A 17688-nucleotide genomic window follows, 5' to 3' on the forward strand; every position below is an offset into this window, starting at 1 on the left:
TCTTACAAGGAAGTGCCATTACCATGCACAGGTTGGAAAACCGAGACCCACAGAAGCGTGGCAGCCAACACAGCAATCGGCATGATCACTAAATTTACAAAAGGAATCGTCAAACAGACCATGACAATACCGCCAAAGGTCCAACACAATAGCGGCTTAGTACGCAACGCCATACGCATGTCATAAAAGGCGACTTTGTTATTGTCAAATGCGTAATCCATGTATTGAAGTGACAACATCCATGCTGAAAATAATAGCAGCAAAACCGGAGCAACGACATTCACCAAGGGGATAAAAGACAGCACTATTAACAAAATGAAACGTGGTAAGAAATAGAATAATTTCTGACATTCACGCTGCACACTGCGAGCAATAATAGCAATCACCACTTTCGTGGTCATTTTTTCATCGAACACTTTACCCGTTTGCTTCTCTTCTACCTTCTCCGCCAAGATGGCCATAAAAGGCGACGCCAAAATGTTCACCCCAATAGAAAAACTATAAAACAGCAACACAGCAATAATGGCGGCAAAGATGATGTAAAACAGCCAATGCATAAAGGCGAGCCAATGGGGCAAATAGCCCATCGCCATATTAATCAAATCATCAAAGTAATGCAGAGCCACCATGTACAATAACGCCATGAGGATCACATTCGCCACTAAAGGCGCTAAGATAAAAATCCGCAACCCAGGGGAAACAATTAAAGGTAAGGCTTTCAGAAACGCACCGGCGGCTTTAAAAGGCTGTGTAATCACTCTTATTTATTCCTAATCAATCATAATAGCTAAGAGCATAGCATGAGCGGATTATTGGCTCCATGTCATCCGCTTTTCCTTAGTCAGTATCCTCATAAAACGACTTAAAAAATCATGATTCTCCTTGTCACTTTCACAAAAATGAAGCAAGCCTAACAACTTTTACCTTTATTAGACGCATAACCTGATACGGAATTTCGATTGTGACCTTTTGTAAATTGATTAACTATGAAGGCTGAGCTTAGTTTCGCTCGTCTCATGACTTTATCGTCAACAAGAATAAAAGACCTCACAAAAGCTAACTAATTAAGGTAACGATTATTATGAAGAAGACAAAAACGTTAATCGCCAGCGCCATTCTTGCGGCATCTTTTGGGGCCATGCAAGTATACGCAGCCAATGTGCCTGCGGGTGTTCAACTGGCGAAAAATCAAGTTCTAGTCAAAGGGGGCGAAGGCGAACCTCAAACCATTGATCCACAGAAAGTCTCTGGTACACCGGGATCGCTACGTGACCGTGACCTGTTTGAAGGCTTATACAGTGAAGGTAAAGATGGCGTGTTAGTGCCAGGTGTCGCCGAAAGCTACACAGTTAACAAAGATCACACCGTTTACACCTTCAAATTACGCCATGATGCGAAATGGTCAGACGGCAGCCCTGTTACCGCAGAAGATTTTGTCTTCGGATTTCAGCGTCTTGTCGATCCAAAAACTGCCTCAACCTATTCTTACTATGCCGCATTAGCAGGTATTAAAAACGCACAAAACATCATTGACGGTAAAGATAAAGTATCTTCTTTAGGCGTAAAAGCACTGGATGCCCACACCTTCCAAGTCACCTTGGACCATTCCGTGCCGTATTTTGTCAAAATGACCGTGAACACCTCCCTTTTCCCAGCGCCTAAAAAAATGATTGAGAAATGGGGAGACGCTTGGACCAAACCGGAGCATATCGTCAGCAATGGTGCCTATAAACTGGAAAGCTGGGTCGTCAACCAACAAATGGTCTTTGTTCGTAACCATGACTACTGGAACGATAAGAAAACCGTTATCAACAAAGTGGTTGTGTTACCCATTGTCGACCCAAGTGTGGAATACAGCCGTTACATGGCGGACGATTTGGACATGACCTCTAACCAGGGCATTCCAACTAACCGTTACCATGAGTTGTTAAAAACCGTTCCTAACCAGGTAAAAGTTTCTCCTGCTTTGGCGGTTTACTATTATGACTTCAATAATCAAAAGCCACCTTTTAATGACGTGCGTGTTCGTAAAGCCTTGTCTTACGCTATTGACCGTAACATCATCACCAAATATGTAACGGGTACTGGTGAAATCCCTGCTTATTCTTTTACACCACCAGATGTGTCAGGCTTTAAAGCCAAAGAACCTCAATACGAGAAATGGACCCAGGCAGAACGTAATAAAAAAGCCCAAGAGCTATTAAAAGCAGCAGGCTTCGATAAGAGCCATCCGCTGAATTTCACTTTGCTTTACAACACCAATGAAAACCACAAGAAAATTGCCATCGCAATTTCCGCCATGTGGAAAAAAACCTTGGGGGTCAACGTGACCCTAGATAACCAAGAGTGGAAAACCTTCCTTAACACTCGTCAGCTAGGTAACTACCAAGTAGCCCGTGACGGTTGGTTTGGTGATTATAACGAAGCGTCGACTTTCTTAAGTTTATTAGATTCTAGTTCTAGTCAAAACAACGCAAAATACAATAATCCAGCGTACGATAAACTGATGGATGAGGCAGCGAAAGTTAATAACCCTGCCCCTTATTATCAAAAAGCAGAAAACCTAGCAATTGATCAAGACATGGCGGTGGCGCCTATTTATCAATACGTCACCAAGCGTTTAATCAAGCCTTATGTTGGCGGCTACATGCCAAATCTTGAAGACAATATCTATACTCGTGATATGTACATCATCAAGCATTAAGATTGTCTCTTACTTACCCCAGCGCAGTGATGCGCTGGGGTTTATTTCCACTGATGGTTCCCTTGTATTAGCCGCCTAGCGGCGACCTAATCAGGTATTTTTTATGTTCAGATTTATTGTTAAACGCTTGCTTGAAGCCATTCCAACACTGTGGGCGTTGGTAACACTGTCTTTCTTTTTAATGCGTTTCTCCCCAGGTAGTCCATTTACCTCAGAGCGAGGTATACCAGCGGCGGTATTGGCAAATCTACAAGCCAAGTATCATATGAACGAGCCGTTAATGAATCAATATTTCCATTATCTATGGGATTTATTGCACGGTAATCTGGGTTACTCATTCCGTTTTAGTGACTATACGATTAACCAGTTGATCGCACAGAGCTTCCCCATTTCGGCCGAAATCGGTTTTTGGTCTTTTCTGGTTGCGGTCTCCCTTGGCGTGATATGTGGTGTCTTTGCCGCGCTACGCCAGAACTCTCTTCTCGATTATGGCGTGATGACCTTCGCCAATATCGGAATGGTATTGCCTAACTTTGTGATTGCGCCCTTGTGTATTCTGTTTTTCTCCATTAAACACCATTGGTTACCCGCAGGCGGCTGGAATGGTGGCGCTTGGCAATACTTGATCATGCCTGTCATCGCCATGTCCACCAGCTATATTGCGCAGATAGCCCGTATTACCCGTGGCAGCATGATCGAGACCATGCACTCTCACTTTATTCGTACCGCTCGCGCTAAAGGCTTACCGAAAGCACGTATTGTTATCCAACATGCTCTGCGTCCTGCCATGTTGCCAGTGGTTTCTTATCTTGGGCCCGCGTTTGTCGGTATCGTCACAGGCTCGGTGGTGGTTGATCAATTCTTCGGTACTGGCGGTATCGGCCAAAACTTTGTCAATGGTGCGCTTAACCGCGATTACTCTTTAGTCATGGGCGTGACGATTTTGATCGGTACCTTGACCATTTTGTTTAACGCCATTGTCGACATTCTGTATGTCTTCATTGACCCTAAAATTCGTTATTAGAGCATTTCATTATGATAACCAATAAAGATAAAGTTGCGGCAGTCGAAAAATTTGCCGAACAAGTTGTCGAAGTGGAAGGTCGCAGCTTGTGGCAGGATGCTCGCCGTCGCTTCTTCACTAATAAAGCCGCAGTAATCAGTCTAATAATATTGATAATTATTGCTGCCTTATCCATTTTTGGTCCCCTATTAAGCCGCTGGAACTACGCTGACATCGACTGGAGTGCGTTGTCTGATATCTCTACTCTGGGACGACCCAGTATTGCCAATGGCCATTATTTTGGGACCGACCCATTAGGGCGCGATATTTTTGTGCGCACCATGCAAGGGGGTCAGATCTCTTTGATGGTCGGGATTTTAGGTAGTTTTGTTGCGGTGATTATCGGCACCCTTTATGGCGCCACATCAGGCTACTTAGGTGGCAAAGTGGACAGCGTAATGATGCGTTTCCTAGAGATTCTAAACTCGTTCCCTTTTATGTTTTTCGTGATCATCTTGATGACGGTATTCGGTCGTAATATTCTGCTGATTTTCGTGGCGATCGGAGCCGTGTCTTGGTTGGATATGGCACGTATTGTCCGTGGTCAAACCCTGAGTTTGAAAAACAAAGAATACATCGAAGCCGCCTACGCTTGTGGGGTGTCAACGCCGAAAATCATTATCCGTCACATCGTGCCAAACGTACTGGGTGTGGTTATCGTTTATGCGACCTTGCTGGTCCCCAACATGATTCTTCTGGAATCTTTTATTAGTTTCTTAGGCCTTGGGGTACAAGAGCCAATGACCAGTTGGGGGGCGTTGATTTCTGAAGGGGCGCCAAACATGGACGTAGCTGTCTGGCAATTAGCCTGGCCCTTAGGCTTCTTGGTGGTCACACTGTTTTGTTTTAACTTCCTAGGCGACGGTTTACGCGACGCTCTAGATCCAAAAGACCGCTAGGAGGATCGTATGACAACTGTAGAGAAAGAAAATATTTTAGAAGTCGATAATCTCCGTGTTAATTTTAAAACACCAGATGGCCTCGTGACGGCTGTCAACGACTTAACATTTAACCTTGCTCAAGGGGAAACGCTGGGCATCGTTGGTGAATCTGGCTCAGGAAAAAGCCAAACGGCGTTTGCCTTGATGGGCCTGCTGGCAGGCAATGGCGTGATTGAAGGCGAAGCCCGCTTTGAAGGGCAAAACATTCTGACCCTCAACGAAAAGGCCATGAACCATATTCGCTCCGAAAAAATTGCCATGATATTCCAAGATCCAATGACGTCCTTGAACCCTTATATGAAGGTCGGCAAGCAGTTAATGGAAGTGTTGCTTCTGCATAAGGGTATGAACAAGGCGGACGCCTTTGAAGCTTCGGTAAAAATGCTCGATGCGGTAAAAATGCCAGAAGCCCGCAAGCGTATGAATATGTATCCTCACGAGTTTTCAGGCGGCATGCGTCAACGTGTCATGATCGCTATGGCCTTGTTATGCCAGCCAAAATTATTAATCGCCGATGAGCCTACCACAGCATTAGACGTGACGGTGCAAGCGCAAATTTTAACGCTATTGAACGAGCTAAAAGCCGACTTTAACACCTCTATCATTATGATTACCCATGATTTGGGTGTGGTGGCTGGTTTATGTGACAAAGTGTTGGTCATGTATGCTGGTCGTACCATGGAATACGGCCAAACAGAAGATGTGTTCTATCGCCCAACACACCCTTATACAAAAGGGTTATTGGAAGCCATTCCTCGTCTTGATGGCGATGGTGGCGCGCTAGCAACAATCGCGGGTAACCCACCCAATTTACTCAACCTTCCGGCGGGTTGCCCCTTCCAAGAGCGTTGCCTATACGCAGAAGATCGCTGCCGTAAAGAATCGCCTGTTTTGGAAGAATATCAACCTGGGAAATTACGCGCTTGTCACAAACCGGTGAATTGGGAGGTGGCGTCATGAGTACAGCAACTGACAACGTATTAATGGAAGTGAAAGACTTAAAAGTTCACTTCAACATCAAAGCAGACAACGCTTGGCCATGGACGCCAGGACAAGCATTAAAAGCCGTTGATGGCGTCAACCTAACCATTTACGAAGGCGAAACCCTTGGTGTGGTGGGAGAGTCCGGCTGTGGTAAATCCACCCTTGCTCGGGCCCTATTACGTCTTGTGCCCATTACCGATGGCAGCGTGGTTTGGTTAGGACAGGACTTAACCGACCTAGATAAAAAGCAAATGCGAGATAAGCGCCAAGAACTGCAAATGATCTTTCAGGATCCATTGGCGTCGTTAAACCCTCGCATGACGGTTGGGGACATCATCGCTGAGCCGCTACGCACATTTAAGCCCCATTTGTCTAAGCAAGAAGTCAAAGATCAAGTACGCGCAATCATGGATCGTGTTGGCCTTCTCCCCAACGTGATTAACCGCTACCCACACGAGTTCTCCGGTGGTCAGTGTCAGCGCATCGGCATCGCTCGCGCCTTGATTCTCAAGCCGAAACTTGTGGTGTGTGATGAACCGGTATCCGCGTTGGATGTGTCTATCCAAGCCCAAGTCGTCAACTTGCTAAAAGAGCTACAAGAGGAAATGGGCCTATCTTTGGTATTCATCGCCCACGATTTAAGTGTGGTAAAGCACATTTCAGACCGTGTCCTTGTGATGTATCTAGGCAACGCGGTGGAGTTGGCAAGCAAGCACTCGCTGTATGACACACCACGCCATCCTTACACCAAAGCTCTATTGTCTGCTGTCCCGGTACCCGATCCGCAACATGAGCGTGGTAAAAAGATCCAGCTACTCGCAGGGGATTTACCCTCACCGATTAATCCGCCTTCGGGCTGTGTTTTCCGTACTCGTTGCCCTCACGCCAATGAAGATTGCGCGAGCCAAAAACCGGTTTTGGAAAACCTGTCCAGCGAACACCAGGCTGCCTGCTTGCGTCTAGCAGAGATTGCCTAACTTGCTCTTAACGGCATAACGAGGCCCTGAAAAAACTGTACTTACGGAGTAGGTGCAGTTTTTTATATTTCCAACCACGATCATGTCTTTAACCCTGACAATGAGCAAGATTACACCCTCTATAAGATTAGGTTTTCATGGAAAACGACGCCATGAACCACTATATCTTTAGAAAATCTTGACATTGATTTAGAATATAACACTACACTATAAGCTGATCATTCAGCGATGCTTGAATACGTTTTTGCTATCTTTTTGCGATGCTCTTTATGAGGCATCGGGAACGTTGCACGAAGTCGCGAGCAAGATTTTCTAATGAGTACACTCTAAGGGATTTAATATGCGCTTCCTCCTTTTCTTGGTCTGCCTCACAGCCACGTGTTATTTACCAACAGCTGAAGCATTAGAATCCCCAAAAGGCCCTGTCGTGCTATCGTTGTCTGGCATCCTAGAAAAGACCAATGGCGATCAACAAGCCAATTTCGATATGGCAATGCTTGAAAAACTCCCCCAAAAAAGTTTTACCACCAGCGCCCCTTGGACCAATAAAAAAGATACCTACACAGGCTTTTCCGCTACTGATTTACTCAAACAAGTCGATAGCAAAGGAACTTTATTAAGAATCACAGCCCTTAATCAGTATATTATCGATATCCCTGTGAGCGACTTTGCCAAACATGGCGCCATTTTTGCGATTGAAAAAAATGGTCACCCCATTAGTATTCGGGATTTAGGGCCCATCCTAGTCATCTATCCTTTTGATGATCACCCCAATCTACAAAATGAGGTCTATTATTGGCGCTCCATATGGCAAGCAAGATACATCGAAATCCTCTCAACCCCACAGGACTAATTGCGCATGTTACGCCAATTTAACCGTGAGAAATTGCCCTTTAAAAAGTGGTGCTTACTGAGTTTTATCTCATTGCTTTTCAGCATTGTGTTCTTTGCTGGCGGGATTTTTTTCTATGCTTCCGAAGGCACCAAAGCGACGCAACAGCGCATTTACGAGAGCTCTTTATGGAATGCCTTACAGTTTCAGTTACAATCCTATCGCTTTGTTAATTACCTAATTCAAATCAAACCCTCAGATTTACCTCTTAAAGGCCAAGCATACGATCAATACGAGCTGCTCATGAGTCGGCTTGACTTACTACGAAATGGGGACGTGGGCTACTTGATTCGAGGCATTACTGGCGGAAGAACATTACGACTTCTCAATATCATCACCGGAGAATTAGAACTCATCAGTCTCAACCTGACCAAAGTAGAAAGTGGCGACTTGTCTTACTTAGACGGTATGGTGAATCGCATGCACCATCTCGACAAACAAGTCAACGAACTGACGGTATTGGTCAGCCGAGACACCAATAAATACATCGCAACACAACGGCGTCATCTTGGTGATAACTTACAACATATTCAATGGATGATTGGCGGCTTTTTACTCTCATTAAGTTTGCTTTTAATTTGTTTGATTAAGAGTTACCAACAGTACAAAAAAGCCTTCAAAGAAAACCAGCAATTAACCCAACGGGGTTTGTATATGAAGGAAGAACAAGCCCAAAAACTCGCTATGATAGAACAAGAGATGCGCCCATCTATTCAGGCGTTATCCACCTTATCTGAAAACTTTATCAAAACAGATCATCAGGCTAGCAAGGTGCAAATGTCTAATCATATTAAAGAGTCAAGCCAGCAACTGATGACCACACTCAATATGTTCACCGATATTGCCTTACTGGAAGCAAATAAGCTGGATTTCAAATACACAACGGATAACCTAGAACAGTTTATAGAGAGTCGTGTTCTGTCTATGGCAGCGCAGATTGATAGAAAAGGCTTAAGACTCGCTACGTATGTTGACCCTTTTATTCAATCTACGATTTCATTAGACTTCAAGCGTTTTAATGACATTCTCTCAGCTCTGCTGCAAAATGCCATTACCTATACGCCACAAGGTGGCAGTATCAGTGTCCAAATTCGTCCATCCGATCACGAAACGCCTTCCTCCCAAACGGGCCAACGAATGATGCGCATTGTGGTGCAAGACAATGGTATCGGCATGCCAAACAGCATACAAACGGCATTACGTAGCAAAAACCCCTTCTCTCCAAGTAAAGAAGAATCCCCTTTCCATGAGGAAGTTGGCCTTGGTTTGGCTTTTTGCTATAAGCTGGTTGAACATATGCAAGGCGACATTCAATTCACTAGTGAAGCCAACCATGGCAGCGAATTTTGGATCGATATTCCCTATCACCTCACCAGCGATAGCCAACCTCTGCCAATGCCGCCCCAAAGCCATTCCATCAAACGGGCGCTACTGTTTGAAACAGACCCCATTTTAACCAACACATTGGTGCTACAACTGTCTAAAATGAATATTGAGGCCATGTTATATGACCCTCAACATTACCCATCAGAAGAGGATTTTGATGTCATCATCGCCCACGGTGATACCCTATCACAAGAAATGGAAAACGACATTCAACAGTGGGGGGACAGTGGAAAACCTGTACTGTGCGACACATTGACGTCCGCAGAAGAAGAGCAAATTGATGGCAATGGAGAGGCCTTATCCTCGCCATTGACACAAAGCAAACTGGAAAGATTGATTGTACGCTACAGTTAACACACGGCTTCAGGGCAGTCTGCCAACGCAAAACTCAAGGAGTGATGGTGAGTGAAATCGATCAAGATACTTTAAGCACCCTAATTACCATGTTAGATAAAAACATGGTGAATGAGGTACGCCTCGTGTTTGAGAAAGACTGCCAAGAAAAAATGGCTTCGCTAGAATCCGCCTGGCTGCAGCAAGACCTCGTTACCGTTGCAGAGATCTGCCATGCGCTCAAGTCCTCTTCGGGAAATCTCGCTTTACTTTCCCTGTCAAAAAACTTTGAGACGCTTGAGAAAGACGCGAGAAAAGCCCATATCGAACACTTACCGCTAGCAAATAACCTAAACGCTATCAAAGCCCATGTCAGCAGCGCACTCAGTGAACTCAACACCTACTTTCAGCAGATGCCTTGATCGATATTCGTCTCCAATCCCACTAAAATGACCACTCTAGGTCAGTTGACTCAATAAAAGTCGTGACTAAAGCTTCTAAGCCCTCTTGATCCGCTGGGGAAAAACGTCCGACTTTAGGACTGTCTATATCAAATACACCGATAAGATCCCCTTCATAAACAATGGGAATCACGATTTCGGACGCTGAAGCGGAATCACAAGCAATATGCCCAGCAAAGGCATGCACATCTTCCACTCGTTGCGTTTTCTGGCTGTGTGCCGCCGCCCCACACACTCCCCGACCAAATGGGATACGGGTACAAGCGACTTTTCCAACATAGGGACCAAGTACCAATTGCTTATCCCGAGCAAAATAAAACCCAGCCCAGTTAAGTTCTGGCAAGGTTTGCATCACAAAAGCAGAAAACTGCGCCGCGTTGCAAATCAAATCCCTTTCGCCACCTAACAAGGACGCTAACTGACTGTTTAGGGTGTCATAAAATACGTCTAATGGGGTGTTTGAATCGATTTCTATCTCAAACATCGTTTTCACCTAGTCCATAAATAAAACCCGATCATAGAGAAAGCGACGCCAAGAGCCAATGATAAAAAAACAAAAAAAAGCCCAGCGGCTTGAACGCTAGGCTTTTCCAATAGAATCTCATCCTTTGTAGACAATCATTCAGATTGCGTTGTGACCTGCTTGTCGATTTTATCCATCGACATATGGCGTACATCAATCCCTTTCACCAAGAAAATAAGATGCTGGCATACATGGCGAGTATGATCACCAATACGCTCTAAAGAACGTAAAATCCAGATCACATGAAAAACCCGTGTAATGCTGCGTGGGTCTTCCATCATGTAGGTCACTAAGGAGCGTAATGCCGTTTTGTATTCCAGGTCCACGGTACGATCTTGCTTAGCCACTTTAACGGCTGCATCAATGTCTAAACGGGCATAGGCATCCAATGTATCATGGATCATTTTCGATACCATGGTGCCGATACGGTTAATCTCGACATAGCCGCGAGGAGATTCCCCTTCATCGATCAACTGCATAGTCAGGTTAGCAATTTTTTTCGCTTCATCACCAATACGTTCAAGCTCGCTCACCGCCTTGCTGATAGACAATATCATACGCAAATCGCCAGCGGCAGGCTGACGCTTAGCGAGGATCCGAGTACATTCTTCATCGATAATGCCGTCTAACTCATTTACCGTCACATCTTTGTTTTTAACGTCTTGAGCGAGTGAGCCATTGCTATCCAAAAAGGCTTGCAGCGAATCCTGTACTTGCTCTTCTACCACACCTCCCATCGTCAGAAAGTGCTGGCGCAAGGTTTCCAGTTCATGATTAAACTGTTGCGAAGTATGATCTGTGGTTAACTCTTTCATAGTATTTATACCCTCCGCCTAGCGTTAGCGGTGTCAGTCAGTTGTTTGCTTACTTGTTTGGTAAACAAGGGGTCGTATCGCCAAAGAAAGTCAGTCGGGTATCGCATACCTTGAGTCTGACGACTCCCTAATGCGTTTTGATATCTTTTCATCAACAGGTTATCAAGACGACTACGGGAGGGTTTGACTGATCGGCACGACCAATCATAACGCATTCCTTTACAAGACTATAAAGTGATCACATGACAAAAATATGACAGCACACTTGCTAACATAAAATTCTCTTGTGAAAACAACCGTATTGCGAAGGAGACAGCTCGAAACAAAACCGCCCATTTAAAAATCAGTTTTTCTGCGTCGCCTGACTTTTTGTCACAGTATCATCTTATCTTCATGACATAAACAACCTTGCTGATGAAGCGAATAGACCTTATTCTCAAGCCATCTATAAATAGTCTTAGGATCATCAAATGAAAGCAATGCAAATCAAGGACTATGGTCCAGCCAGCGACTTAACGCTTAACAACGTCAACCAACCCAGTATTAATGACGATCAAATACTGGTAGAAGTCTGTGCTGCAGGTGTTAACCCTGTTGATACTTATATTCGTTCTGGCACCAATAACTACACAACGACCTTTCCCCACACACCAGGTTCTGACGGTGCTGGCACCATTGTACAGCTAGGCCAAAACGTGACAGGCTTTGAGCTGGGGCAACGGGTGTATTTTACCCGTAATCTGACAGGGTCTTCGGCCCAATTTGCGGCCTGTCTACCCTCTCATACCTTCCCTTTAGCCAATGCTTTAAGTTTTGAAGAAGGTGCCTGTATCGGTATTCCCTTTACTACCGCCCACCGTGCTTTGTTTGGTCGAGCTAAAGCGCAGACGGGGTATAAGGTCCTGATTCATGGGGCAACCGGCGCTGTGGGCACCGCCTGCGTGCAATTGGCGCTATTAAACGGCATGGAGGTTTTTGCCAGTGCAGGCACACCTGCAGGGGCAGAGTTATTGCGTCAGCTGGGTGTTACCCATGTGATTATGCATAACGAAGAAGGCTACTTAGCCCCTTTCCAAAACCTAGAAAATGGCTTTGACGTGATCATCGAGATGCTCGCCAACCATAACTTATCAGAAGACTTAAAAGCTCTAACCTTAGGAGGTTGCGTAGCGATTGTTGGCAATCGAGGCACCGTCGAGATCAACCCTCGTGACCTGATGGCTCGAGATGCCTCAGTCGTTGGTGTTGCCTTAGCTAATGTAAATCCTGAAGCATTAGCATTGATTGCCTCATCCTTACTGCCACACTTTGAAAGTGGTGAACTCAAACCGGTGATCCGCAAAGTCTATGCCTTAAGCGATTTAGGCCAAGCCCACGAAGATGTCTTGCTTCCAGGCGCCCTTGGTAATCTGGTGGTCAAAGTAAAATCAGGCTTTCATCAATAGTCAGCGGCCTTATCCTCTACATGCCAAAGCGCCTTTGCAGCCCAAGACAAGAGACAATGTGAAGACGCCTTGGCTTTTTAGGCATTCCAATGATGGAGGAATATGAAGTAACTCGTTCCCATTCCGTCTAAAAATGATCCTAACCATTTCGCTGGATAAAAGGGATATCCTTAGAATACCCCTACTCAAGACTCTATAAGACCGCTATACTAAAATATTATTACTCGTATCATAGGTTCGTAATTTTGACTCCTTCTGATTCCGATGTGTTCAGCTTACCTAACGAAGCCGATGCCCATGATCACGATTACCACCAACTGGTTGTGGTCGTGGACGGCAGCACCGACTTCGATATCGAAGGTAACAGCAGAGAACTGCAAACAGGTGGTGGATGCATTCTGCCCTCATCGGATAATCATGCCTTTGCTGGGCTTGGGGAGAATCGAATCATGGTGGTCAATTTGCCGATTCCACCACAAAAAGCGATTACCGACGAAGAATACGAAATCGTCTCCCGTTTGTTCGATAAAGCCGCCTATTTTCAATTAAATCCTCGATTACAAATTCTAGCTTCTGCGCTATCGGGCGAACTTCAACAATACCCAAACGATCCTATTTTAGCCCGCGCCTGCGGCAACACATTATTAAGCGCCATCCGTCACCAACTTAATAACAACAAAGATGTTCGGCAGCGCAGTAACCATCTCGACATTGGTAAACTGGATCAATTTATTGAGTTGAACTTATCTCGTCGTGTACACATTAATCAATTGGCTAATTTTTGTTTTTTAAGTGTCAGTCAGTTTCACGAACGCTTTAAAGAACGGACAGGCATCACGCCACACCAATACTTAATGCGTAAACGTATAGAGCGCGCACAAAAATTATTGAGCGAAGGCGTTCCCCCCATTCAGACTGCTGAAATGTGCGGTTTTTCTAGCCAAAGTGCGATGACCAACATTTTCTCTCAAACATTAGGGATTACGCCACTGCGTTATCAAAAACAGTTTTCCTAGGGCATGAGAGCCGTACTTTTTTGCCCTGTTTTTGGTCATTGACGACGTATCCCTCTATTTTGCGCTCATTTTCAAGTCTTTTGTAAATTTTAGGGAGATTAGTCGGACTTTCTTATAAAAAAAACCGACTTTTTCGAAAGACAGTTTCTTAGTTCTGTCACTAAAGTGTGTTCACAATCCAGTCGTCCCGTTTCTTGAAAAGTTGAGACCAATAAAAACACCAAAAAACGGGACAGTGCTCTGTAACAACTTACGGTCCAAGCAAGAAAATCGAACTGTTTTTTTGTATTGTCGCGGGAGAATCCGACCATGTTTAAAGCAATTGAAGTGTTAGAACCAACCTTCATTCAGCGGCCACTTAATGAGTTATGGCAACTTATATCCCCTCTTTATAAAGCGGATGAAGAGGCGTGGTTGAATGAATTGTTACCCTTGGCAAAACCAACTGATATTGAATTAAAAAATTGCACGGATGCAGCGACGCACTTGATTGAGCAAGTTCGTAAAGACGACGACAGCATGTCCATGATCGACGCCTTGTTGTTGGAATACAGCCTTGATACCAAAGAAGGTATCTTGTTGATGTGTCTCGCTGAAGCCCTGATGCGCGTACCCGACAAAGAAACCGCCGATGCCTTTATCAAAGACCGTTTAAGTGTGGCGGATTGGGCATCCCACGCCAAAAACTCAGACTCTTTCTTTGTCAATGCGTCCACTTGGGGACTCTTGCTAACCGGCAAAATCGTCACCATGGATGAAGAAAAAGATGGTAAGCCTGCGAACTTAGTGAATCGCATGATCAACCGTGTGTCCGAACCGGTAATACGTAAAGCGATGAACCAAGCCATGAAAATCATGGGGCACCAATTCGTACTGGGTCGTAGCATTTCAGAAGCCCTTTCTCGTGGTAAAAGCTATCGAGACAAAGGCTACACCTACTCTTTCGACATGTTAGGTGAAGCCGCCTTGACCGCATCGGATGCAGAAAAATACTTACAATCTTATATGCAAGCCATCGAATCCGTTGGCCAAGACACTTACGGAAAAGGCCATCGACCAACGATTTCGATCAAATTGTCAGCCCTTCACCCACGCTACCAAGTGGGTTGTGAAGAACGTGTCATGACAGAGCTGTTTGACAGTGTAAAACGTCTGATTAGCAAAGCTCGTTCACTGAATGTTGGCATCACCATTGATGCAGAAGAAGCCGATCGTCTGGAACTGTCTCTCAAATTGTTCGAAAAACTCTACCGCGATGACGTCACTCAAGGCTGGGGGTTGTTCGGACTAGTGATTCAAGCCTACTCTAAACGAGCCTTACCAGTACTGGCTTGGATTGCAGCCCTAGCGAAAGAGCAAGGTGACCGTATTCCATTGCGTTTAGTAAAAGGCGCTTACTGGGACTCAGAAATTAAACTTTGCCAACAACGAGGCATTAATGGTTACCCTGTTTACACTCGTAAAGAAGCCACCGATGTGTCTTATTTGGCCTGTGCACGCTTCCTACTAAGCGAGCATACCCGAGCGAATATTTTCCCACAGTTTGCCAGCCACAATGCGCACACTATTGCGACCATCGGCTGCCTGGCAAAAGAGTTAGGAGCAACGAACCAAGAGTTCGAGTTCCAACGTTTGCATGGTATGGGCGACGCCCTTTATAACAGCCTCATCAAAGACAGCGACATTTGCGTCCGTATTTACGCACCTGTTGGTAGCCATAAAGACTTGCTTCCCTACTTGGTTCGTCGCTTATTAGAAAATGGTGCAAACAGCTCTTTCGTTCACCGTTTGGTTGACGCTCGCTGCCCAATTTCTGAATTGGTTGGCCACCCGGTGACCACACTGGAAGGTCGCAAAACTTTGGCAAACCCGTTCATAAAATTACCCATCAATATGTTTGAAGACCGTAAAAACTCCTTCGGTCCAAACATTGAAATCGAATCAGAGTGGTATCCCTTCAAGTCGAAAATCGACACCTTTATGAGCCAAGACACTCAATGGCGCGGCTACCCGATTGTCGGTGGCGAGCCCGTGCATACTGGCCATACACACAGTGTGAAGAGCCCATACAACCACGACGAGACCGCAGGTCAACTTGACTGGGCAGATCAAGCAACCGTCACCAAAGCGATTGACCTTGCTGAAGCCGCTTTTCCCGCTTGGTCCGCTCGTCCTGCGTCGGAGCGCGCGGATTGTCTAGAGAAAATGGCGGACTTGATGGAGGAAAACTACCCAGAGTTGATGGCGCTGTGTCATCGGGAAGCGGGTAAAACCATCCAAGACAGCATCGATGAAGTACGTGAAGCTGCGGATTTTTGCCGCTATTACGCGCAACAAGCACGTAGCCATTTCACAACACCCACCACCTTCACCGACTTTCTTGGCGAAGAGAAAAATGTGCTCTTGAATGGTCGTGGCGTCTTTACCTGCATCAGTCCTTGGAACTTCCCATTGGCGATCTTCACAGGCCAAGTGGTCGCCGCCTTGGTGATGGGCAACACTGTGGTTGCCAAACCCGCAGAACAAACCAGCTTAATCGCCATTCGTGCCGTTGAAATGCTCCACAAAGCAGGTATTCCAGGCGACGTACTTCACCTTTTACCGGGTGATGGTGCCTCTGTTGGTGCCCCCATCACCAGCGATAAGCGGATTGCTGGCGTAGCATTCACGGGCTCAACTGGTACGGCTCAATTGATCAACCGTACCTTGGCAAGCCGTGGCGTTGCCCCAGTCCCAGTCATCGCCGAAACCGGTGGGCAAAATGCCATGTTAATCGACTCAACTTCGTTACCAGAACAAGTGGTTCGTGATGCGGTTCGCTCTGCTTTTGCTTCTGCTGGACAACGTTGCTCTGCCCTGCGAGTCATGTTTGTTCAAGCAGACATCGCTGATCGTGTCATTCCTATGATCAAGGGGGCGATGGCCGAGCAAAGTGTTGGTTTACCAGCGCTTCACAGTACCGATGTGGGTCCAGTCATTGATAAAAAAGCACAAAAGATGTTGCTCGATCACATAGAACACATGACAAAAGAAGGCAAACTGATTGCTCAATCGACATTGCCAGCGTTTGCGGATAAAGGCACATTCGTTCCGCCGACGGCTTTTGAAATTGCCAGCATTGATCAATTAACCGATGAAAAATTTGGCCCAATCCTTCACGTCGTGCGCTACAAAGCAAAAGACATGGATAAGATCATCGACACCATCAACAACTCAGGTTTTGGTTTAACCATGGGCGTACACAGCCGTAACGAAACCACCTGCGCGCACATTGCCCAACGTGCTCGTGTCGGCAACTTGTACATCAACCGCGACCAAGTAGGTGCCGTTGTTGGCGTACAACCCTTTGGTGGTCAAGGCTTATCTGGTACCGGTCCAAAGGCTGGTGGTCCACACTATCTACAGCGTTTCGCGACTGAACAATATCTTTAAGTCGGCGTATAAGGAGACATGGTAATGACAATCATACAACCTATTCAAATTGATGTTGCTCGAAGCGCCTTCGAAGCCTGGGATTCATTAGGAGTAAATGGCCGCGTTGAGCGCTTAGCTCGCACCATGACCCTATTGCCAGAAGCACAGCGAAAAATGGCAGTTTGGCAACTGAATAATGCCCAACACGAAATTGCAGAAACCCTAGTGATGCCAGGGCCAACAGGGGAAAGAAACGAGCTTTCGACCCAAGGTCGTGGTCCTTTCCTATGCCTGTCGGACTTTGAGACAGACAATGCCAAAGTAGGCTTAGTGGGGCAAATTTTTGCAGCGCTGGTCGCTGGTAACCCGGTTATCACGGTTGGCCTTATGGGCCAGGAAATCATGGATGCCATTCTGGACGCCGTGCCAGAAGGTATTATTCAAAACGTCGCCGAGTCCGCCGTTGATTCATTAATTGAAGCGGATCATCTTGCTGGTGTCGCCATTTTATGCGATGCCGACAAGGCACAGTCTTTGAGTAAACGCTTGGCTGACAAAAGTGGTCTGATTTGCCAACTAGTCGAAGAAACCAATCTAGACACATTAGGCAAAATTGCGACTCCACATTACATTTTACGTTTTGTGACAGAACGTGCCGTTTCAATCAACACCACCGCGATCGGCGGCAATGCGACCCTACTGGCACTAGGCAGTATGGAAGAATAAGTCTCAAT

Annotated in this window: 15 protein-coding genes; 12 read left to right on the top strand and 3 right to left on the bottom strand. The window is 45.8% G+C overall.

Going from position 1 to position 17688, the window contains the following annotated elements; genetic code table 11:
- Positions 1-2: 2 nt before the first annotated feature.
- Entirely contained in the window at positions 3-758 is a 756-nt protein-coding gene (gene cysZ / locus AC0VYI_RS24905; protein ID WP_199476502.1) for a sulfate transporter CysZ, read from the bottom strand.
- A gap of 323 nt (positions 759-1081) precedes the next feature.
- Here cysZ and AC0VYI_RS24910 point away from each other — a divergent pair, with 323 nt between their 5' ends.
- The 8 genes from AC0VYI_RS24910 to AC0VYI_RS24945 all read left to right on the top strand — a co-directional run bounded on the left by AC0VYI_RS24910 (position 1082) and on the right by AC0VYI_RS24945 (position 9702).
- On the top strand, positions 1082-2704 hold the full coding sequence (locus AC0VYI_RS24910) for an ABC transporter substrate-binding protein (protein ID WP_475446296.1): 1623 nt from the start codon (positions 1082-1084) through the stop codon (positions 2702-2704).
- Positions 2705-2807: 103 nt separating this feature from the next.
- Positions 2808-3728, top strand: a complete 921-nt coding sequence (oppB, locus tag AC0VYI_RS24915; RefSeq protein WP_199476504.1) for an oligopeptide ABC transporter permease OppB — start codon at positions 2808-2810, stop codon at positions 3726-3728.
- A gap of 11 nt (positions 3729-3739) precedes the next feature.
- Positions 3740-4666, top strand: coding sequence for an oligopeptide ABC transporter permease OppC (oppC, locus tag AC0VYI_RS24920; RefSeq protein ID WP_199476505.1), 927 nt, complete (start codon positions 3740-3742; stop codon positions 4664-4666).
- Between the two features lie 9 nt (positions 4667-4675).
- Complete coding sequence (gene oppD, locus AC0VYI_RS24925; RefSeq protein WP_475446298.1) at positions 4676-5668, top strand: oligopeptide ABC transporter ATP-binding protein OppD; 993 nt, start codon at positions 4676-4678, stop codon at positions 5666-5668.
- Positions 5665-6669 (top strand): murein tripeptide/oligopeptide ABC transporter ATP binding protein OppF, encoded by a 1005-nt coding sequence (gene oppF / locus AC0VYI_RS24930; protein ID WP_475446300.1) that lies wholly within the window; start codon positions 5665-5667, stop codon positions 6667-6669. The genes oppD and oppF overlap by 4 nt, the downstream gene beginning before the upstream one ends.
- Positions 6670-7009: 340 nt before the next feature.
- Positions 7010-7522 (top strand): putative pterin-binding protein, encoded by a 513-nt coding sequence (locus tag AC0VYI_RS24935; protein WP_199476508.1) that lies wholly within the window; start codon positions 7010-7012, stop codon positions 7520-7522.
- 6 nt (positions 7523-7528) lie between these two features.
- A complete protein-coding gene (locus AC0VYI_RS24940; protein ID WP_475446302.1) occupies positions 7529-9301 on the top strand; it encodes a sensor histidine kinase in 1773 nt (590 codons plus the stop codon).
- Positions 9302-9348: 47 nt separating this feature from the next.
- Positions 9349-9702, top strand: a complete 354-nt coding sequence (locus AC0VYI_RS24945) for an Hpt domain-containing protein (RefSeq protein ID WP_475446304.1) — start codon at positions 9349-9351, stop codon at positions 9700-9702.
- Positions 9703-9724: 22 nt separating this feature from the next.
- Here the strand turns inward: AC0VYI_RS24945 and AC0VYI_RS24950 are convergent, their stop codons facing one another.
- Positions 9725-10225: a GAF domain-containing protein gene (locus tag AC0VYI_RS24950; RefSeq protein WP_199476511.1), complete on the bottom strand. Its 501-nt coding sequence runs from the start codon at positions 10223-10225 to the stop codon at positions 9725-9727.
- 134 nt (positions 10226-10359) lie between these two features.
- Positions 10360-11079: a phosphate signaling complex protein PhoU gene (gene phoU, locus AC0VYI_RS24955; RefSeq protein WP_475446306.1), complete on the bottom strand. Its 720-nt coding sequence runs from the start codon at positions 11077-11079 to the stop codon at positions 10360-10362.
- A 470-nt stretch (positions 11080-11549) separates the two neighbouring features.
- Here phoU and AC0VYI_RS24960 point away from each other — a divergent pair, with 470 nt between their 5' ends.
- The 4 genes from AC0VYI_RS24960 to AC0VYI_RS24975 all read left to right on the top strand — a co-directional run bounded on the left by AC0VYI_RS24960 (position 11550) and on the right by AC0VYI_RS24975 (position 17680).
- Positions 11550-12524 (top strand): NADPH:quinone reductase, encoded by a 975-nt coding sequence (locus tag AC0VYI_RS24960; RefSeq protein WP_475446308.1) that lies wholly within the window; start codon positions 11550-11552, stop codon positions 12522-12524.
- Between the two features lie 245 nt (positions 12525-12769).
- Positions 12770-13540 carry an AraC family transcriptional regulator gene (locus AC0VYI_RS24965; protein ID WP_475446310.1) on the top strand — a complete coding sequence of 257 codons (771 nt, stop codon included), beginning with the start codon at positions 12770-12772 and terminating at the stop codon, positions 13538-13540.
- A gap of 309 nt (positions 13541-13849) precedes the next feature.
- Positions 13850-16972, top strand: coding sequence for a bifunctional proline dehydrogenase/L-glutamate gamma-semialdehyde dehydrogenase PutA (putA, locus tag AC0VYI_RS24970; protein WP_475446312.1), 3123 nt, complete (start codon positions 13850-13852; stop codon positions 16970-16972).
- A gap of 24 nt (positions 16973-16996) precedes the next feature.
- Positions 16997-17680, top strand: a complete 684-nt coding sequence (locus AC0VYI_RS24975; protein WP_199476516.1) for a 1-pyrroline-5-carboxylate dehydrogenase — start codon at positions 16997-16999, stop codon at positions 17678-17680.
- The last annotated feature ends 8 nt before the right edge of the window (positions 17681-17688 follow it).

Source organism: Marinomonas sp. 63XJN7_9_ISO-PGPR-S23-217, from assembly GCF_056173515.1.